This is a genomic window from Arthrobacter sp. Soil762 (genome assembly GCF_001428335.1).
GTDB lineage: Bacteria > Actinomycetota > Actinomycetes > Actinomycetales > Micrococcaceae > Arthrobacter.
The window spans coordinates 161,141-179,792 of the sequence record NZ_LMSG01000018.1; the positions used below are offsets into that span (position 1 = coordinate 161,141).

An 18,652-nucleotide genomic window follows, 5' to 3' on the forward strand; every position below is an offset into this window, starting at 1 on the left:
CGCCAGTGACAACTGCAACCCTTTCACTTTCCGAGCTCACAGCTGCCGCCACCCGGGCCGCCTCCATCGCGGCCGCCGCATCGGACGCCGAGCGCGCAAGCTGGCTCAACGCCGTCGCCGACGCCTTGGACGCCAACGTCACCGAACTGGTGGCGATCGCCGATTCGGAGACCAGCCTCGGCACTGCCCGGCTGACCGGCGAGGTGGCCCGCACGTGCGGGCAGCTGCGGCTGTTCGCACGCGTGATCACCGAAGGCTCCTACCTTGAAGCGGTCATCGACCACGCGGACCCGTCCGCCACCCCGCCGAAGCCGGACCTGCGCCGCATCCTGCGTCCCGTCGGCCCGGTGGCCGTCTTCTCGGCGTCCAATTTCCCGTTCGCGTTCTCGGTGGCCGGCGGCGACACTGCGTCGGCACTGGCGGTGGGCTCCTCGGTGATCGTCAAGGCCCACTCGGGCCACCTGAAGCTGTCGGAGCGAACGGCCGAAGTGGTCACCGAAGCCCTGCGTTCCGCCGGTGCGCCGGAGGGGCTGTTCGCGCTCGTGGCAGGCCGCGAGGTAGGCACCGCGCTGGTGCAGGATCCCGCCATCAAGGCCGTAGGCTTCACCGGGTCCATCCCCGGCGGCCGGGCGCTGTTTGACCTCGCGGTTTCGCGGCCCGATCCCATCCCGTTCTACGGCGAGCTGGGCAGCCTGAACCCGGTGGTCATCACCGCGGCCGCGCTGGCTGAACGTTCCGGCCAGCTCGCGGCGGGACTTGCAGCATCATTCACCATGGGCGCCGGCCAGTTCTGCACCAAGCCCGGCCTGGTCTTCATCCCGGCGGGCACAGAATTCGCCGCGGAACTGGCTGAGGCCAGCAAGGACAAGCCGACGGCGGCCATGCTCACCACCCGAATCTCGGATGCCTACCCGGAAGGCCTGCGCAGCGTGGCTTCGCTGCCCGACGTGACCATCGTCAGCGGTTCGGCGGACCAGGACGCAACCCTCGACGGCGCCGCGCCCGTGGTGTTCTCCACCTCCGCCGCCAACGCCCTGGAGCGCCCGGACGAGCTGCTGGAGGAGTGCTTCGGCCCCACCACGATGCTGATCGAATACTCTGACCAGGAAGAGCTCTCCGCTGTCCTGGCCAAGGTCCCCGGCAGCCTGACCGCCACCGTCCACGCCAACGCGGGCGAGGACATCGGGGACCTCGTGGAGCAACTGTCCGGCCTTGCCGGCAGGGTCCTGTTCGACGGCTGGCCCACGGGCGTGGCAGTGAACTGGGCCCAGCAGCACGGCGGCCCGTACCCGGCCACCACGTCCCTGTTCACTTCGGTGGGCGCGACGGCGGTCCGCCGCTTCCAGCGGCCTGTCGCCTACCAGGATGCTCCCGAAACGGTCCTGCACCCGGCACTGCGCGAAAGCAACCCGTTGGGCATCCCGCGCCGCGTGGACGGTGAGCTGGTTCTTCCGTAGCACCTGGATCGCTCTCCCCAACAACCGCTCAGGGTGAGACAGCCAGCGCCGCGTCCAGCTCGGCTGCTGTCGGCGGGTTTGCTCCGTGCCGTGTGACGGTGATTGCCGCTGCCGCAGCAGCCATCACTCCCAGCGTTTCAAGATGAACCTGGCCGAAGTCCTGTGCGGGATCCTTCACCAGGCTGGCGATGAGCGAGGACATATAGGAGTCGCCGGCGCCCACAGTGTCCGCCGTAGCCACCCGAGGGGCGGGGACGTGCACGTGGGCAGACTTCGAATAGAGGTCCGAACCTTCCGCTCCTTCCGTCACGACGACCACTTTCACCCCGAGATCAAGGATTCGGCAGGCAACGTCAGCTGTTTCGAGTCCCGGGTAGAGCCAGGCAGCGTCCTCGTAGCTGAGCTTCACCAGGGTGGCCAGGCGTGCGTTGTCCTCGAAGGTCCGTTGCGCCCGGGAGTGTTCTCCAATGATGTCTGGCCGGATGTTGGGGTCGTAGGTGATCAGGCACTTGCCGGCGAAGAACTCCAACAGGTCATGCACGCGGGTGGCGCCGGGCTCCAGGAAGGTGGCAAGGGATCCGGTGTGCAGCACCTGGGGCACGAACGTGGGCGTCGCCTGAGGCAGCGTCCACTCGATGGCGAAGGTATATTGCGCCGAGCCTGAATTGTCCAGGGTGGCCGTTGCCGTGGAGGTCCGGTCCAGGCGGACGGCGCCTGGCATCACCTGGACTCCGGCGGACTCCAGGTGCCGCCGGATGGTGTCCCCGCGCTGGTCGGACCCCAGTACCGTCAGCAGCCCGGTGTTCGCCCCCAGCCTGCCAACACCGAACGCAACATTGAGGCCCGACCCGCCGGCAAACTCCAGTGGACCCTCCGCCGTGGTGATGATGTCAATGAGGGATTCCCCGACGACGACGACATCCGGATTGCCGCGTCCGGAACCCGTTCCAGTGGTCATGGCTGTCCTGACAGGGCAGCCTGCCGCGCGGTGCCCGCGACGCCGGCTGCCGGCGTCTGGATGCTTAGGAGCTGCGGCGGGGCGGCAGCGTGGGCCACTGTCAGAGTTGCGGGCGAGTCCACGATGGGGAGAGGGACCGCCATGATCCCCTGGCGGCCGGAGATCTCCAGAACGCCAGCGTCAATGATGACGCGCAGCTCGGATCCCTCATCGGCCGGGAAGAACACATCGGCGAAGTCCGGATTCCCGCCGGCCGTGACTTCGATGCCGTCGCCATCGTGCCGGAGGGCGGCCAGTGTCCCGTCCAGGGTGGCCAGGCTGATGACCGTCCCGGTGGTGACAGTGCAGCGCAGGTCCGCGCCGGCGTCCAGCACTGCCTCGAAAACTCCGTCGGACACCTGCTCCAGGTAGCCCGGCGAGGAGTACCCGGCGAGGTCGGTGTGCGGCATGGCAACCAGGGTGTCGCCGTCGAGAGTGAGCGTGTGGGGGACGCTCAGCGCGCTGGCCCACTGTCCGTCCGGGCTGATGACGCCCCGGACCCAGAAGATCAGCGACGGCGAGCCATCCTTGTCCCTGAAGAAAGAAGGGGCGTAGTAGCTCTTGCCGAAGCTGAGCTGTCCCCAGGAGCGCGCGGTGAATTTGCCCTCCGCGTAGCTGCCCACGCCGTAGGCCACGTAGTGCAGGACGTCGTCTTCCCAGATGGACGTGACCAGGACGTGGGCGCCGTCGATCTCAAACAGCTGCGGGCATTCCCACATCGTGCCGGTCCAGACGGGATCCGTTTCCGTGCCGGTCCGCTGCGCGGCGATGCCGTCCAGGCTCCACTGGGCAAGGTCCGGGGAGCTGTAGGAAACCGCGGCTGCGGTTCCGCCCTCCAGCCCGGCGCCCACGAACATCCGCCACTGCACGCCGTCGCGGAAGACAAACGGGTCCCGGTAGGCCACAACGCCCAGGTCCGGCGCGGTCATCAGCTTCCCGCCCTTGGTCCACGAATCCCAGGAGTCGCTATCCGGGGTGGCGGATCGGACGGTGCCGATGCCGAGGTCCGGTTCGGTGACCGAGGTGTAGAACATGGTGGCGGCACCATCGGTGCCGGTGACGATGGAACCCGACCAGACGCCGTCGTCCCCGTCCCCGGGTGCGACGGCCACTCCCTGCTCCGTCCAGGCAATCATGTCCGGGGAGGTGGCGTGGCCCCAATGGCAGCTGGAGGCCCACGTGGTGCGGCCGGGGACGTACTGGTAGAAGAGGTGGTACTGGCCATCCTTCCAGGTGACGCCCAGGGGATCGTTGATCCATCCTTCGGCGGCAGTGAAGTGGAAGGCCGGGCGGGGTTCCTGCGCGTTCATGCTGATCCTTCTATGCTGGCTGTGCTGGAGGGGTTTGCTTGGTTCACTTAGGGGGACTGGGTCATGGCGCCAGGACGCTGTTGGCAGCCAGGAACCGCTGGCGGACCTCCCGGGCCTGCTCGGCGTTGGCCTTTTCCCACTGGTCGATTTCGGCCCGGCGTTTGTTCCGGACTGCATCCCGCGTTTCGGTGAACTGCTTCATCCGTTCGGCGGAGGCGTCGCGGGCGGCCTGCTGGACCGGAGTCAATTCCGGCAGTGGGCGCTCTTCCACCTGGTCGCGGGGCCGAAGCGGCAGGCGATCCTCCACAGCGTCGATGTCCAGCACGGGGGAGGGGAGGGTCTGGTACCAGTAGGCGGTGGAGGACCAGTCATCGGAGAGGTGGTTGGCGTGGCCGTGTTCGAAGGTGACCTTGATGCGTTTCTGGAACCGGATGGGATCGGTCATGTGGAAGCGGTAGCTGTGGTGGAAGCCGGGCACGTTTTCTTCGTGGACCATGGTGCCGTTCATCAGGAAAGCGTTGTGCTGCATGCCCCAGGCGTGGCCGAAGTAGTCCTCCATACCGGTGCCGTGCAGGCTGGGCGGCCAGGTGTCGTCGTCGATGAAGATCATGTCATCGCCCTCGCCCCACCAGGAGCCCTGGAAGTGGCGCACGGCCAGGTTGCAGCCCACGTAGTGGCCTTGGCCCTCTGTCTCCAGGACCACGTAGTTGTCCTCGCCGGAGAGGTTGGGGATGGCCACCTCGATGCTGTTGGTCTGCAGGTCCGGGCCCCAGCCGGCGTTGGGCTTCTGCCGGCGCCAGTGGGCGTGGAAGTACGCGGTGTCCTCCGCGAGCGGCTCGGTGTAGAGCTCGTAGTCGATGTAGAAGTACTGCAGATACGGGATGTCGTTCTGGTTTTCGACGGTGATGCGGGCACGGGAGTTGAAGGGCATCTCGAAGTAGCTGTTGAACGCCGCGCTGCCGCCGAAGGTGTTCAGCTCCCCTTCCTTGGCGGAGACGGAGAGCGGCAGCGAATCGTAGGAGCCGGACAGGGAGTTCAGCAGGCCGAAGAAGTCGCCCAGCGGTGCGATCACGCTGGGGGTTTCCTGGTCATCCCAGTACATCCTGATGACGATCTTGCGGTAGTAGTCCGGGTCCACCACTTCCCAGCTGACGCCCAGGGCGTTGTGGATTTCCAGCATCGGCACGCCCACGAGTTCGGGGGAGATCTGGCCGGGGCCCGGCTGGATCCGGCAGGACTGGGTCATCCAGATGTGCGTGATGGAGCCCGGGCCCTCGATGTCCGCCAGGACGCGTTCCTCGCCGGGCATGACGATCCAGTTGTCCCGGTTCTTGCCGGTCTGGTCCCAGCTGGAGGAGCGGGCCGTGCGGGCGGTGGAGAGCTTTGTCAGGCTTGAGAGCAGGCCTGAGCGGGGCGATGTAGCCATGGTGGTTGTACCTTTCGAAAAGAGTTGTTGGTTAGCCCTTGACGGCTGATTGGGTGAGGCTGGCGATGATCCACCGCTGGGCCACGAGGAAAACGATGAGTGCCGGGGCGATGGCTATGGTGGTTGCGGCCATGACCTGGGCCACGTTGCCGGCGCCGTACGGGCCGAGCATAAGGACCAGGCCGAGCGGCAGCGTGGCTGTGTCCGTGCTGTTGAGGAAGATCGACGGTGCGAAGTAGGCGTTCCAGCTGCCCAGGAATGTGATGACACCCAGGGTGCTCACGGCGTTCTTGGCCAGCGGCAGCGCGATCAGGCGGTAGGTCTGCCAGGCGGTTGCACCGTCCATCCGGGCGGCGTCGATGATCTCTTGCGGCAGGCCCAGGAAGAACTGCCGCAGCAGGAAGACGCCCAGTGCTCCGGTGATGCCGGGCAGGATCAGGCTGAGCGGGTTGTCCAGCAGGCCGAAGGTCCGCATCAGGAGGAACAGCGGAATGATCGTCACCTGGGCCGGCACCATCAGCGATGACAGCAGGCCCACGAAGATGGAGTTGCGGCCCGGAAACTCGATCTTCGCGAACGCGTAGCCGGCCATCGGTGCTGTGATGATCATGCCGATGCTCACCGCGATGGCGATGACGGCACTGTTGAACATGTTCCGCAGGATAGGGACCGGTCCGCTGACCGCCGCTGCGTAATTGCTCCAGTCCCACTCGCTGGGCAGCCACTGCGGCGGCAGGTCGTACGCCTGGCTGGCGTCCCGGAGCGAGGTGGTGAACATCCACAGGAACGGGGCGATCATCCCAATGGCGCCCAGGACCAGCAGCGCCACCGAAATGGACTTCCCGACGCCGGGGCGGGGCCGCCGTCGTACGTTTTTTCCGGAACCCCGTTTTCCGGAACGTGAGCGGGGCGAAAGGACTGCGGCGTTACTCATTGTTCACCCACGACTTCCTGAGGCGGAACTGAGCCATCGTCACCAGCATGATGATGAGGAACAGTGTTACTGCGATGGCGGAGGCGTAGCCCATGTCGAACTTGTTGAAGGCAACTTCGGCGATGTACATCACCACGCTGCGGCTGGCATCGCCCGGGCCGCCCCTGGTGAGCACGATGATCGATTCGTAAATCTGAAACGCGCCGATGATGGTGATGGTGATGTTGAAGAACGTTGCCTGGCTGATCATCGGCAGGGTGATACGGCGGAAGATCTGCCACTCGTTTGCGCCGTCCATCCGGGCAGCCTCCACCATGTCCTTGGGGACTTCCTGCAGGGCTGCCACATAGATCAGCATGGCGAACCCCACGTTCCGCCAGGTGTCCACGATGATCACCGACACCTTGGAGAACTCGGAGCTGTTGAGCCAGTCGATCCGTTCCCCGCCGAGCGCGGTGATGTAGTAGTTCAGGATGCCCGTGTCCTTCTGGAAGAGTGCCTGCCAGATGATGGACACGTACACCAGTGCCACCAGGTAGGGGAAGAAGTACGCGGAGCGGAAAACGTACGTCAGGACCCGGGGGAGCCGCTGGTTGATGAGTACGGCGAACAGGAGAGCGAACGCGTTTATGAGGACGACGGCGGCCCCGACGTACAGGACCGTGTTGCCGTAGGTGGTGGCCAGGCGTTCGTCCCGGAACATCCGGACATAGTTGTCGAACCCGACGAACTTTGGTGCGGTGAGGATGTTGTACTTGGTCAGGCTCAGATACAGGGCGGCCACCAGCGGGCCGAGGACGAAAACAAGGAAGCCGATCACGGTGGGGGCGGTGAACAGGTAACCGGTGAGGGCTTCCCGACGGGCGGCGGTCTGGCGCCCGGGCCGCCCCCCGCGCCCCGGAAGGGGCGCGGGCGGCAAAGCGGTTTTGGGGGCGGTTAAGGTCACTGCTGCAACGCCTCCTCAACATCCTTTTGGGCCTTCTCCAGGGACGAGTTGATGTCCTGGCCGGACATGATCTCGTCCATGGCCCGCATGAACGCCGGATCCAGCACGTTGTAGGCGCCAGGGGCCGCTACCGGCTTGGCGTAGGACAGGGAGTTGTAGAACTCCTCGGCATGCTTGGGGGAGGACAGGAACTCCTGTGAAGAAGCGGCAGTCTTGGTGGAAGGAACGGCGGACCCGGCGTCGGCCCATTGCTTCTGTGTCTGCTGGTCGGTGAGCATCTTGATGAACTCCCAGGACAGCTCCTGGTTCTTGGAGCCCTTGGAGACAGCGAACGCGCCGGCGCCGAAAACGGTGGACTTCGTGGTTCCCGTCGGCCAGGGGAGGATGTCATAGTCGGCGAAGCCGGCCTTCTCGAAACCGCCGGTGACGAAGTGTCCGGCCCCGGTCATGGCTGCCTTTCCGGCGGGGAACAGCTGGTAGGGGTCCGAACCCTTCGGCTGCGGCGCCACTCCGTGCTTGGTGACGAGGTCCCGCACCCAGCCCACAGTCTCCTGAAGCTTCGGGTCTGTCAGCTGGGCAGTTTTCAGGTCCTCGCTCATCATGGACGTGCCGTTGGAGTACAGCCAGGGTGTGATGCCGAAAGAGTAGTGCGGCATGGCGAACCCATAGACTTTGTCCGCCCCCGAACCGGTGGTCAGCTTCTTGGAGATCTCCAGGAAATCGTCCCAGGTCCAGTCATCGCTTGGCCGTTCGATGCCGGCCGCCTCAAACATCTTGGTGTTGTAGTAGATGACCATGGTGTTGAACGTGTTGGGCATCAGGTAGGTGGAGCCGTCCTTGCTGAATCCACCGAGCAGCTTCGGATCGATGTCCTTACGCAGGGTCTTGGCCTCGGGGTCGTTCTCGAGGAAGCCGTCCAGGGGCGCGAACAGTTCGTTTGTCAGGCCCAGCTCCACGCCCTCGGTGGCGATGTTGATGACGTCCGGGGCCTGCCCGGCAGCGGCCTGAGTCACGAGCTTATCGACGTATTCCGTCCACGTGGTGATGGGGGTGAAGTTGTTCTTCACCGTCACGTTCGGGTACTTCTCCTTGAAACGCCCGGCGACGCTGTCGTACACGGCTTTATCGCCCGGGTCCCCCCAGTTGGAGACGGAGATGGTGGCGGTGATGTCCTTGGCAGGGGCTGTGTAGGGGCCGTCTGCTGCCGGTGCTGCTGTTTCCGTGGCGCTCCCGCAGGCTGTGAGGGCCAGCAGGGCTACGGCTGCCACCGTGGCGATGGACGTGCGGACTGTTTTTCTCATGTGATGCTCCTTTGCATGGTGCGACCCGGGGGAGGGTGCGCTGTTGGGATGCGACGGCGGGGATGGTTGGTGGAGGATAGTTTGTTGGGCGGTTATTCGGTGGAGCGGCGGAATTCGATCTCAGAGTCGAGTCGAAGGATTTTGGTGGGAGCGGACGGGGTTTCCAGGCGCCGCATCAGCAAGCGGACGGCGCTTTCGCCGAGATGGAAAGCAGGTTGGCGGACAGTGGTGATCTGGGGTTCGAACAGGTCGGAGTAGGTAAAGCCATCGAACGTCGCGAATGCCATCGTCTCGGGCACCCGCAAACCTTCGTGCTGGACGGCGCGAAGGGCGCCGGCTGCCAGCAGGGTGCTGCAGGCCAGAATGGCGGTGGGACGCTCCGGGGAGCTGCGCAACAGCGTCCTGACACTGTCAAAGGTCGCTGCTGTCGTGACCGTTCCTTCGCACAGCAAACCTGCCGTTACTTTGATGCCCCGCGCCAGCATGGCGACGTGGAAACTGTCATAGCGCTCGCGGAGGGATGAAACCCGCAGGTCACCGGAGACCAGGAGGATCCTTTGGTGTCCACGGACAGTGAGGTGTTCAACCAGGGCTGCCATGGCCGAATGGTTGTTAACCCCCACCTGATCCACGTCCAAGTCGGCCAGCCGGTCCAGCAGGATCAGGGGCTTCTTCTCCTCACGGATCCGCTCCAGCAGTCCGTCGGCTGAACCGGCAGCCCGCGCTATGATCAGGCCATCCACGCGGCGGTCCAGAAGGGCTTCCACCGCTGAGCGTTCCCTGGCGGGATCTTCCGCCGAGTTGGCGAGCAGCAGGGACAGACCGTGCTGTGCCGCGGCTTCTTCCACGCCGTGCACCATGTCCGCAAATGCCGGCTCCCCGGCATCCGAGACGACGAGTCCAATGCTGTCGGTCCGTGCACGTCGCATGGAACGGGCCAGCGCATCCCTCCGGTAACCCGTTGTCTGCACTGCGCTCATGACGCGGGCTTTTGTCTCCGGCTCAACATGCCTGGTGTCGTTGAGGACGTGCGACACAGTGGACGTCGAAACGCCTGCAAGTGATGCGACATCGACGATGGTTGCCACTGCGGCTCCTTTTTAGCGAAACGATTGCGCGAACGTTTCGATACTAGAGACAAACGTTTCGATGTGCAATGGATCACAGGAAAAAGGTTGGGATCTTTGTTGGCGCTATTCCGGGCCGCTAGGTAGCGGCCGGAAAAGCCGGTTCGCGCGGGCTTCTAGAAGGCCGGCTTCGGGCCGGTGGAGGCGCGATATTCGATCGTGGGTACCAGCCGGACAACCGAGGGCTCGGCCAATTTGTCGGTGATTCTCTTGGTCAACAATTCGGCTGCTGTGGTGCCTACCTGAAAGGCGGGTTGGCGGACGGTGGTGAGCTGGGGTTGGAACAGGTCCGCGTAAGCGAAACCGTCAAAAGTGGCGAAAGCGATGTCCTCGGGCATCCGCAGCCCCCGCTGTTGGATGCGCCTGAGTGCGGCTGCGGCCAGGACGGTGCTGCAGGCTATCACTGCGGTAGGCGGCCGGGCCGAGGAGAGCGCATCCTGGATCCCGGCGTCGGTCTCTGCAGGGGCGGCCGCAATGACAGCCAACTGGTCCGACGGCGCGATGCCGGCGGCAGCCATGGCTTTGGTGAATTCATCGTGCCGTTCCTGCAGGGTGGCAACCCGGGTGTCGCCGGCGACCAGTAGGATCCGGCGATGGCCCTGCGACACCAAGTGCTCCACCAGCTCCCGGATCGGGCCGCGGTTTTCAACCCCCACCTGGTCATAGGGGTCATCGGACAACCGGTCCATCAGTACCAGCGGAGTGTCCTGACTGGCGAAGTCTGCGAGGGCTTCGGCGCCGGAACCGGCGGCACGGGCCAGGATTATGCCGTCCACCCGGCGCTCAAGGAGGGTCTGGACGGCACGTGCCTCACGGTCCGGATCTTCAGCCGAATTGGCCAGGAGAAGGGTGATCCCCTGGTGGGCGGCGGTTTCTTCGACGCCACGTATCATCTCGGCGAAGGCCGGCTCCCCGCCGTCCGAAACGATGAGGCCGATGCTGTCCGTCCGGGAGCGCCGCATGGCACGGGCCAAGGCGTCCTGCCGGTAGGAGGTTTCCTCGATGGCTTTCAGGACCCGCTGACGCGTCTCTTCGCCGACGTGCCTGGTTCCGTTCAGGACGTGCGAAACAGTGGAGATGGATACGCCGGCAAGCTTGGCCACTTTTACCATCGTCGTCATCGTCGCCGCCCTTGGGGAATCGTTTACGCGAACGTTTCGCGTAGCCTCCGCCAGTTTACTCACGGCGTCCGGGAACGAGCGAAAGGCCCCGTTCCTCCTGGTGGAAAGGATGAACGGGGCCGGCCTCTGGGCTAGAAGATGTTGCTTTGCGTCACCACATCGTCGTTGCAGGTCAGGCCGTCGGCCGTCGTGAGGCCCATCCCCGGCAGATCCGGATAGATCCGCCGGTATCGCGTGTCGGGAAGGATGGCCTCGATCGCCGCCTCGATCTCGCGATGATCAACACCGGCGCCGTGCAACGCAACGAGCGGCACGCCGACGCCATGCTCGACGTAATGGACCAGGACTTCGTTGATCCGGCACTCCATACCGACACCCTAATCGATGCCGACGACGCGAACCGTGCGGGGAATAGCCGGTTGAGGATCCCTTCCGTGCACTCGAGCCTGCCGCGAGGATGCTGGTCGCGAGCTCAGCGGGCGGTGTCCATCCGATCACGCGCGCAACTCACAACGGCGGACAGGTCGAGCCCGTAAGTCGGCCCTTCGTACTCCTCGAGTCGGGCCGCACCGCGCTCGAAGAGCCGGAGCGCGCCAACGCTGTTCCCCCGGGCGGCGTGGGTGAGCCCGACGCAGATCTGGGCAAGACCTTGCCAAAGGTTGCGTTCTTGGGCCGGCCCAGCTTTCCATCGGGCCTCAAGTACTTCGTGCGCGGCGAACGGCCGGCCCGCTTCCACCAAGCTCCGGGCCGAGACCAACGTCTCCGCCGGCGGCAGCGGCTCCTCGGAGACCGGCTCCACGCCAGAGCTTCCGTACGGCAGCGGCCGTCCAAGAGCGTCACGTGGCCGGGCCTGCCGCGGGCGCCTTGAAGCATCGCGATCCCTGTCGCCGGTCATTGCAGTTTCCGCTCTGAGCGTCCGTGGACCTTACTAACCTTCATCTGCCCAATGCTACGGCTCGGCCCTTCGAACATCCGTTCCACTGCAAAGGATGCCGTGGGGACGGCGGCCGCAAGTGAAGAAATGATCACCGCTGGTCGCGTCGCGGGGGTGATCCTGCGGAACCTCAACACAGGCTAATTGGGCCGATCGCCGGGTGTCAGTCTTTCTTCAGTTTCTCCGCGAGCATTACGAGGATTCCGCTGGGACCGCGGAGGTACGTGAGTTTGTAGACGTCACCGTAGGTCGCCACGCCGCGCAGCGGATGGCATCCGTGCTTCGCAGCTATCTCAAGGGCTTGGTCGATGTCGTCGACCGAGAAGGCCACGCGGTGCATGCCGATGTCGTTGGGCCGGGTTGGGTTCGTCTCGATGGCTTTGGGGTGGATGTATTCGAAGAGCTCCAGTTGACCCTGACCATCCGGGGTTTGGAGCATCGCAATTTTCGCGTGGTTGCCATCAAGCCCGACGGCAGTGTCGGCCCACTCGCCGCTGACGGTGTCACGGCCGACGACCGTGAGCCCGAGATCGGTGAAAAAGGCGATTGTTGCTTCGAGGTCGCGAACGGCGATACCGACGTTCTCAAGTTTGATGGCCATGCGTTGAAGCTACCAAGGCGGACCGATTAGCTCCAGTGGCGAGCCGGGACTGGACTGAACAAGTTCCGGGACGATTGCCCCAGGCCGATGGGCTTACGGAACGATGAAGGCTCTTAGCTGCCGAAACGTCAATGAGCGAGGCGGCCTTGCTTGCCCTGCATCCTGTCGCCAAACTGAAACCATGCAATGGTCCCCGGATCCTGATGCCCTGCGAGGCCGGGTTGCAGTTGTCGCAGGAGCGACCCGAGGCGCTGGACGCGGCATAGCCGCTGCTCTGGGTGAAGCCGGCGCGACGGTAATCTGCACTGGACGCAGCAGTGCGGCGGGCAGAAGTAGGTCGGACTACGACCGGCCCGAGACCATTGAGGAGACGGCCGATCTGGTCACACAGCTTGGCGGCGCCGGAGTCGCCATCCAGGTCGATCATCTCGACTCCGGAGAGGTCCGAAGCTTGGCCCAGCGGATCCGAACTGAATATGGCGGTCTCGATGTGCTGGTCAACGACATCTGGGGTGCTGAGGTCCTGAAAGGTGGCCCAGCCGAGTGGAACACCCCTGTCTGGGAGCACGACCTAGACAAAGGGCTGCGCATCCTGCGACTGGGCATTGACACTCATCTGATCACCTCGCACCATCTGCTTCCGCTGCTAATCACCAAGCGTGGGGGTCTTCTCATTGAGGTCACCGATGGGACTACCAAATTCAACGCCACTGAGTACCGGATCTCGGTGTTCTACGACCTGGCCAAGGTCGCGGTCAATCGGTTGGCCTTTTCTCAAGGCCACGAGCTGGCACCGCACGGAGTCACGGCGATCGCCATCACGCCGGGATGGCTACGGTCGGAGATGATGCTCGATAGCTTCGGAGTCACCGAAACCAACTGGCGCGACGCTTTGGACCCCGGCCTGGTGGGCGGATACCCAGACGCCCCCGCAGGTTTCGCTTTCTCGGAGTCACCCCGCTATGTCGGTCGGGCCGTAGCTGCGGTGGCAGCGGACCCTGACCGCGCGAAATGGAATCAGCAGTCGGTCAGCTCGGCTCAACTTGCCAGAGAGTACGGATTCACCGATATAGATGGTTTGCAGCCCGATGGCTGGAGCGCGCACTAACCAGGTAGATTCCTTGACGCTGCCCGGGCCGGGTTGTTGGAGTCGAGAGCAGTTAAACTGCGCCGGCCCACCGAGGTCCGCTGGTGGCGCGGTGGATTTCCCGGGAACGTGTGTGAAGGTCAGCAGCCGGAATGCGCCGGACTTCACGAACCTGGACAGTGACGTCACGTGCCTCCGGCGGCGTGGCCCGCCTCTCTGTCGGGGAAACATCGGCAATCAGTCCCATGCCGGCGTACTCACGCACGGCGGCGATCCCGGCAACAGCTGCGGTCTTGTTGTCAAAGGCCTTGGACACTGCCATCACGGTGCCATCCGGCGCGGTCAGACGGAACCTGAAATACGACTCCGCGTCAACGAACAGTTCGAACATTCCGGCCATAGCAAATCCTCCCGGTCTGCGGGATATCCGCCCCCGCGGCGTCGTTGCCACGGAGCAGAAACGGACGCGCCGTTGCGTCCCCTTCCCGCTGGTTTTGTCCTGCAATCCAAATGATGAGTTCATCGCGTGCTCAATGAGTCTCGCTCAAGACAGCCTGTGCCACAAGACCCACCGTTCGATCACCGACCCTGGAGAAGCCCGGGACGACCTTCCCGGGGCTTCTCTATGCCGTCTAACGGCAGGCCCTACAGCTGCATCGTCACTGGCCGCTTGAGGCCGTTCACGGTGGCAGCGGGCCAGCGGTCATCCACCGTCAGGACTTTGATGCCCGACTCGGTGAGCTGGACCGTGTCCTCGATCTTCACGCCGGGTCCCGACGGGTTCCAGGTGAACGGCTGGTTGAGGACGACGGTGTCGGTGGCTGCCGCGGTGACGCGCGGATCCCGCCCGGCATAGCCTGCCGGTCCGCCCTGGTGGTGCTGCTCCCACTGCTCGGCGCCGAAACCGTGGCGGACGTAGGCCGCCTTGATCTCGCCGAAGACGCGGTCCAGCCTGGCTCCGGGAACCGTTGCGTCGAAGATGTCCGCCTCCACGGCGGCGATCCGGGACTCGGCGTCGCGCTCTTCGGGGGTCCCGGCGTCGAACCTTACCCAGCGGGTGATGTTCGCGACCAGGCCGTCCCGGCGGGCGCACACTACGGCCATGGCGCGGCGGCCGAGCGGCGCGTGCGTGGCCAGCGGGTGGCGGAAGTCGCTCCGGGAGCTGCCGTTGCACAGGAGTACCAGAGGCTCCGCGCCCGCGCCAACCACGCGGCCGGCCAGGGCGGATACCAGTTCGAATTCGGTGGTGTCCGGCCGGGCGGTGGACAGCACATCGGTCATGATGCCGGCCAGTTCCGCGCTGAGGTGGGCGTAGCGGGCGGACTCGCCGGGCAGCAGGTGCTGCCGGGCAGCCCTCAGCTCGGTGGCCACCGAGGCCTCAGCCAGCGGGGTGCCGGAACCTTCTCCGGAAGAACGTCCGACGGCGGCGGCGGCCTCGTGGAGGTTCCCGTACCAAGGCGCGGTGTGGAGGGAGACACCGGCGGGGAGCTCCTCGGCCGCGATCCGCCCCGCCTCGTTGTTGAACGTCACCAGGTGGTCGCCGTCCTGGTCCACCAGCAGCGCGGCGATGGGGTCGCCGGCAAGGCTGATGTGGACGCGGCTGCCGTCCAGGTACCAGGCCAGGGCCGTGTGCGTGGTCAGCAGCAACGAGTCCTGCCCCTTGGCATCAAGAATGTCCAGTACACGGCGCCGCTTGATGGCACGGTCCGCGGTAGAGGCGGGCGGCGTGCGGCGGCCCTGGTCCGCAAAGGTTGCGGCTTCAGTCAGCTGCGACGGCGGCGTAGCAGCGGTGGTTGTCTGGCTCATGAGTTGTCCCCCTGTGTATTGATCAGTGTCTCGATGTCTTCCGAACCCAAAATCCCGTCGGCAATGAACACGGTCACGCTGCGGCGAACCGGGGTGCCGGGTTCGGCAATGACCGGCGCGTCCCAGGCCAGCGACTGGCCGACTCCCGCGTATCCGTCCACGCGGACGAACCACGGGTCCGTTGAACCCGCCGCGGCCACGAACACGAGTGTGGCCGCGCCGCCGTCTGGACTGGCGCCGCTTTGGTGAGTGCCGCCGTCGAACGTTCCCGTGAACCCGCCAGACCAGGCGAGCCACGGTGCGACACTCCCGTGCGCGGCGGACTCACCCGCCCCCGAAGGCGTCCAGACGCGCGCCCCGGAACATTCGGGAAGGCGCCAGAAGAACCCGCCGTAACCGCCCCCAACACGGCCGTTGGAACCGGGGCTGCCCAGGCTCACCGGCTGGTTGCCGGCGGGGGAGAGCGAAAAGTCCAGGGTGAGGCGCCAGACGGAAGGTCCGACGGCGGCCCACGTCCAGGTGCGCTGTTCGGTCAGGACGGGAGCGCCGTCGGGCCCGTTCCAGGCGAGGTTCTCGGTCAGCTTGCCGTCGGCTTGAGAAGGTTCGCCAGCGCGGACGATGCAGCCGTGGTCCGGGCGCCAGACGTACCCACCGGCGGCCCGGGTGTAGGTGCGGCCGCCCCAGAAGTTGACGCCGTCCACATCCTGGAGGGCCACCCCCACGCCCAGATGCCACACGTGGTCCAGCGGCTGGTGGTCCGTCACAACGGTCCCGGCCAGGGTGCGGACGGGGTGCAGGTACGGGCGGGGCGACGAGACGGCGCGGACGCGGCTGCCGTCCTGATAGTCCGCCACGGGATGCCCGGCAAGGTCAAAGGTCCGGACCGGAGGCAGGCTACCGGCCCAGGGGACCCCCAGCTCGGCAAAGGTGGCCTGTGCCTTGGTGGCGCGTTCGATCAGCGCGGCAATGCCGTGGACCACCGGGTGGGCATCATCGCCGTCGCCCTCCCAGCTGACATGGCCGGCGTCGATTTCCCGGGGCGCGGGGGCGGTGCGGATGGCTTCCAACACACACATAAAAGCTCCGGCATCCGGCAGTGCACTGAGCAGGGCAGTGCCGGGCAGGGGAGTGCCGGGGGTCCGCGCAGCGAGCAGGTTCTCCAACAGATCGGTCCGGCCGAACGTCTCGCGGCGCTCGCCGTCCGCCGTCGTGATGACCAGTTCGTCCTCGGTGTAGAAGAACGTGACGTCCCCTTTCGTCCCGTGGACCGTGATGGAAGGCCGCTGCTGTTCGGGGGCGCACAGCGTGAGCGCACACAACAGGGTGGTCCCGGCAGCGGTGCGGACGCGGATCACCGAGGTGTCATCGCTCTGGGTGTCGTTGGCGCGGTAGAGGTCCGTTTCCACGGAGGCGACGTCGGCCACCGTGTGGGCGCCGGCCATGTTCAGGGCGGTGGCCACGGCGTGCGCCAAGGCATTGGTGGCCACGCCGTCCACCACGTCGATGCCGTCCAGGCTGCGCTTTCCGGCCCACCGGGAACGCTTGAAGTAGCTTCTGGTCCTGACCCACATGCCGGTGGCGCTGAGTCCCAGCACGTCTCCGACGCCACCGGATTCGATGGTGTTCCGGATTGCCGGCAGGGCCAGCGAGCCCAGGCTCTGGAACCCCACCTGAACGAGCCGGCCGGCGGATTCGGCAGCGGCCAGCACCTCCTGGAACTGGGCCATGGACGCCACCGGCGGCTTCTCCACGTATACGTCGGCACCGGCGGCAATGGCAGCCAGTGCAAGGGGAGCGTGCGTCTGGATGGGGGTGGCCAGGATGACCACGTCCGGGACCGGCCCGGCCGCCAGCAACTGGTCCAGGGTGTTGAAGACGGCCACGGACCCGGCGAGCGTGCCCGTTTCCGGCGGGTTGGGGTCAGCCACTGCCACAAGTTCCAGGACGCCGGCCTCCTCGAGCCTGGCGAGGTTGGCCAGGTGCGATTCGCCAAAGCCGTGCACGCCCACGAGGGCAATGCGCGGGAGGGTTGCCGGAACGTCACCTGCCGCTGCAGAGCTAGCGGATGCCGTGGGGGTGGATTGCTGAATCATCAAGGGTCCTCGGTAGCTAAGGGGTGGGTAGGGGCGAAAGATGGTGGGCGGTGGGGCCCGCCGCGCCCAGGGTCCTGGACAGGTAGCTGATGGCTTCATTCTGCATCTCCGCGGTGAAGGCGTGCCCGCCGGGCCAGAAACTCCCGGTGTAGGAGCCAGCCGGGTGCAGGGACTCCAGGATCCGGTGGGCGTCCCGCATCCCTTCTTCCGGGAACAGCTCGTCGGCCAGTGCGTACTGCACCAGGAATCCGTCGGCGCCGGACCTGCCGGTTAGTTCCGGCCAGTCGCCCAGCTTCCAAAGGCCCGGGGTCTGGAGCAGCCAGGAATGGGCATCCAGGTAGGCAGGCAGCAGCGACTGGAACGTGGTCATCATGCACGTGACCACGTAGTTCCGGATCCGCGGGCTGAGGACCGCCAGGGCCAGTGCCCGGCCGCCGCCACCCGAGAACCCGATGCAGCCCAGCCGCTCCGCATCCACCCCGGGCAGGCCGGCAAGGACATCCAGCGCGGTCAGGTCATCGTGGGCCACCATCCCCGCCAGGCTGCTGCCCAGCAGGCCGGCGGTCTTGGCCACGGTGTCTTCATGGATTCCCGCGGCGGCGTTGTACAGTTCGGCGTCGGAAGGTACGACGCCGGCCTCCCGCCACTGCGACTTCCTCGCCTCCAGTGCTGATTCCGTCCGCCACGGCGGGGTGGACAGATCGAAGCGCCGGCTGCCCCACGCGAAGGCGTCGTGGGCCAGGACGGCGAAGCCCTGGCGGGCGACCTCCGTGGCCAGTGCGCGCCCTCCGTAGTGCCCGGCACGGGCTTCCGTCGCGGAGGGGTGGGGCTCGGGAAGCGTGACCAGCCGGTCTGCTCCGCCGAACTTGTTTCCGCCGTGGCAGTGCAGGGCCAGCACGCCGGGCAGCGGCCCGGAACTCCCGGCCGGCCGCAACAGCCAGCCCGTGGTGCGGGGGCCGAAGCCCAGCTGCCAGCTGAGCTGGGAGGTGGTGACGCCGTCGTACGTTCCCTCCCAATGGACGGTAACGCCCGCCGGGGAAACAACTGCCGGAACGCCCAGGGCGTCCGAAAGTTCCTGCGCGGCCGGTGCGGCTGCCGGGTAGCGCGGCCGGTCACGAACGTAGGCAGGCCAGTTCTCGTAGCCTGCAATCGCACTGGGCCGGACTGGCCGGGAATCCTTGCTCACTGACCTGCCTGTTGTTCGGGTGGAGACGGATGGGTGAGGGCGCGGTGGATCGGGATGAAGATGAACTGTGGGTAGAGTGATCCGTTGCAGAAAACGCTTTCTCAAAAACTAACAAAGGGCTATACAGGAGTCAAGAAACCGTTTACTTTTGGTACGGAGCCGCTTTCAACGTCCCGCGTGACGGAGGCCGGATCCGGACAGCTGCACCCCAAGTGAGTCCGCCGCCGGAGACGATGCAAATATGGATCGCCCAGTGCGATCAACCCAGACGTGGAGGGCCACGATGACCAAAGGAGGCCACATGGCCGCTAGACACATACCCAGGA

17 protein-coding genes are annotated in these 18,652 nt (G+C 65.7%); 2 read left to right on the top strand and 15 right to left on the bottom strand.

Annotation, left to right across the window (positions count from 1 at the left end; translation table 11 throughout):
* The first annotated feature begins 5 nt into the window (after nt 1-5).
* Nucleotides 6-1,457, top strand: coding sequence for an aldehyde dehydrogenase (NADP(+)) (locus tag ASG77_RS13385; RefSeq protein WP_056346261.1), 1,452 nt, complete (start codon nt 6-8; stop codon nt 1,455-1,457).
* 28 nt (nt 1,458-1,485) lie between these two features.
* Here the strand turns inward: ASG77_RS13385 and ASG77_RS13390 are convergent, their stop codons facing one another.
* From ASG77_RS13390 to ASG77_RS13440, 11 genes are all read right to left on the bottom strand, one after another.
* The gene (locus ASG77_RS13390) at nt 1,486-2,415 is read right to left on the bottom strand and encodes a carbohydrate kinase family protein (RefSeq protein WP_056346263.1); all 930 of its coding nucleotides are present in this window, start codon (nt 2,413-2,415) and stop codon (nt 1,486-1,488) included.
* Nucleotides 2,412-3,764: a glycoside hydrolase family 32 protein gene (locus ASG77_RS13395; RefSeq protein WP_056346264.1), complete on the bottom strand. Its 1,353-nt coding sequence runs from the start codon at nt 3,762-3,764 to the stop codon at nt 2,412-2,414. The genes ASG77_RS13390 and ASG77_RS13395 overlap by 4 nt, the downstream gene beginning before the upstream one ends.
* 61 nt (nt 3,765-3,825) lie before the next feature.
* Nucleotides 3,826-5,190: a glycoside hydrolase family 172 protein gene (locus tag ASG77_RS13400; protein WP_056346266.1), complete on the bottom strand. Its 1,365-nt coding sequence runs from the start codon at nt 5,188-5,190 to the stop codon at nt 3,826-3,828.
* 31 nt (nt 5,191-5,221) lie between these two features.
* Nucleotides 5,222-6,124 (bottom strand): carbohydrate ABC transporter permease, encoded by a 903-nt coding sequence (locus ASG77_RS13405; protein WP_056346268.1) that lies wholly within the window; start codon nt 6,122-6,124, stop codon nt 5,222-5,224.
* Nucleotides 6,117-7,070 (bottom strand): carbohydrate ABC transporter permease, encoded by a 954-nt coding sequence (locus tag ASG77_RS13410; RefSeq protein ID WP_056346270.1) that lies wholly within the window; start codon nt 7,068-7,070, stop codon nt 6,117-6,119. The genes ASG77_RS13405 and ASG77_RS13410 overlap by 8 nt, the downstream gene beginning before the upstream one ends.
* Nucleotides 7,067-8,371, bottom strand: coding sequence for an ABC transporter substrate-binding protein (locus ASG77_RS13415; protein ID WP_056346272.1), 1,305 nt, complete (start codon nt 8,369-8,371; stop codon nt 7,067-7,069). Before ASG77_RS13415 ends, ASG77_RS13410 begins: the two co-directional genes overlap by 4 nt.
* Before the next feature lie 92 nt (nt 8,372-8,463).
* Entirely contained in the window at nt 8,464-9,459 is a 996-nt protein-coding gene (locus ASG77_RS13420; RefSeq protein ID WP_056346274.1) for a LacI family DNA-binding transcriptional regulator, read from the bottom strand.
* Nucleotides 9,460-9,614: 155 nt separating this feature from the next.
* Entirely contained in the window at nt 9,615-10,619 is a 1,005-nt protein-coding gene (locus tag ASG77_RS13425) for a LacI family DNA-binding transcriptional regulator (protein WP_056346276.1), read from the bottom strand.
* A 131-nt stretch (nt 10,620-10,750) separates the two neighbouring features.
* Nucleotides 10,751-10,987: an alpha/beta fold hydrolase gene (locus tag ASG77_RS13430; RefSeq protein WP_056346278.1), complete on the bottom strand. Its 237-nt coding sequence runs from the start codon at nt 10,985-10,987 to the stop codon at nt 10,751-10,753.
* Between the two features lie 104 nt (nt 10,988-11,091).
* On the bottom strand, nt 11,092-11,514 hold the full coding sequence (locus ASG77_RS13435) for a DUF309 domain-containing protein (RefSeq protein ID WP_056346280.1): 423 nt from the start codon (nt 11,512-11,514) through the stop codon (nt 11,092-11,094).
* A gap of 202 nt (nt 11,515-11,716) precedes the next feature.
* A complete protein-coding gene (locus ASG77_RS13440; RefSeq protein WP_056346282.1) occupies nt 11,717-12,154 on the bottom strand; it encodes a VOC family protein in 438 nt (145 codons plus the stop codon).
* Between the two features lie 181 nt (nt 12,155-12,335).
* Here ASG77_RS13440 and ASG77_RS13445 point away from each other — a divergent pair, with 181 nt between their 5' ends.
* A complete protein-coding gene (locus ASG77_RS13445) occupies nt 12,336-13,262 on the top strand; it encodes an SDR family oxidoreductase (protein ID WP_056346285.1) in 927 nt (308 codons plus the stop codon).
* Nucleotides 13,263-13,314: 52 nt separating this feature from the next.
* Here ASG77_RS13445 and ASG77_RS13450 read toward each other — a convergent pair whose 3' ends face one another.
* The 4 genes from ASG77_RS13450 to ASG77_RS13465 form a co-directional block, all read right to left on the bottom strand.
* Nucleotides 13,315-13,641 (bottom strand): YegP family protein, encoded by a 327-nt coding sequence (locus tag ASG77_RS13450; RefSeq protein ID WP_056346287.1) that lies wholly within the window; start codon nt 13,639-13,641, stop codon nt 13,315-13,317.
* Nucleotides 13,642-13,886: 245 nt separating this feature from the next.
* Entirely contained in the window at nt 13,887-15,047 is a 1,161-nt protein-coding gene (locus ASG77_RS13455) for a M24 family metallopeptidase (protein WP_056346288.1), read from the bottom strand.
* Nucleotides 15,044-17,140, bottom strand: coding sequence for a DUF6807 family protein (locus ASG77_RS13460; RefSeq protein WP_056346290.1), 2,097 nt, complete (start codon nt 17,138-17,140; stop codon nt 15,044-15,046). The genes ASG77_RS13455 and ASG77_RS13460 overlap by 4 nt, the downstream gene beginning before the upstream one ends.
* 16 nt (nt 17,141-17,156) lie before the next feature.
* Nucleotides 17,157-18,326 (bottom strand): acetylxylan esterase, encoded by a 1,170-nt coding sequence (locus ASG77_RS13465; RefSeq protein ID WP_056346292.1) that lies wholly within the window; start codon nt 18,324-18,326, stop codon nt 17,157-17,159.
* Nucleotides 18,327-18,652: the final 326 nt, after the last annotated feature.

Coding starts and splice junctions, on each gene's coding strand:
- ASG77_RS13390 (WP_056346263.1), bottom strand. CDS start 2,415: ATGACCACTGGAACGGGTTCCGGACGCGGCAATCCGGATGTCGTCGTC.
- ASG77_RS13395 (WP_056346264.1), bottom strand. CDS start 3,764: ATGAACGCGCAGGAACCCCGCCCGGCCTTCCACTTCACTGCCGCCGAA.
- ASG77_RS13400 (WP_056346266.1), bottom strand. CDS start 5,190: ATGGCTACATCGCCCCGCTCAGGCCTGCTCTCAAGCCTGACAAAGCTC.
- ASG77_RS13405 (WP_056346268.1), bottom strand. CDS start 6,124: ATGAGTAACGCCGCAGTCCTTTCGCCCCGCTCACGTTCCGGAAAACGG.
- ASG77_RS13415 (WP_056346272.1), bottom strand. CDS start 8,371: ATGAGAAAAACAGTCCGCACGTCCATCGCCACGGTGGCAGCCGTAGCC.
- ASG77_RS13425 (WP_056346276.1), bottom strand. CDS start 10,619: ATGACGACGATGGTAAAAGTGGCCAAGCTTGCCGGCGTATCCATCTCC.
- ASG77_RS13430 (WP_056346278.1), bottom strand. CDS start 10,987: ATGGAGTGCCGGATCAACGAAGTCCTGGTCCATTACGTCGAGCATGGC.
- ASG77_RS13435 (WP_056346280.1), bottom strand. CDS start 11,514: ATGACCGGCGACAGGGATCGCGATGCTTCAAGGCGCCCGCGGCAGGCC.
- ASG77_RS13440 (WP_056346282.1), bottom strand. CDS start 12,154: ATGGCCATCAAACTTGAGAACGTCGGTATCGCCGTTCGCGACCTCGAA.
- ASG77_RS13445 (WP_056346285.1), top strand. CDS start 12,336: ATGCAATGGTCCCCGGATCCTGATGCCCTGCGAGGCCGGGTTGCAGTT.
- ASG77_RS13450 (WP_056346287.1), bottom strand. CDS start 13,641: ATGGCCGGAATGTTCGAACTGTTCGTTGACGCGGAGTCGTATTTCAGG.
- ASG77_RS13455 (WP_056346288.1), bottom strand. CDS start 15,047: ATGAGCCAGACAACCACCGCTGCTACGCCGCCGTCGCAGCTGACTGAA.
- ASG77_RS13460 (WP_056346290.1), bottom strand. CDS start 17,140: ATGATTCAGCAATCCACCCCCACGGCATCCGCTAGCTCTGCAGCGGCA.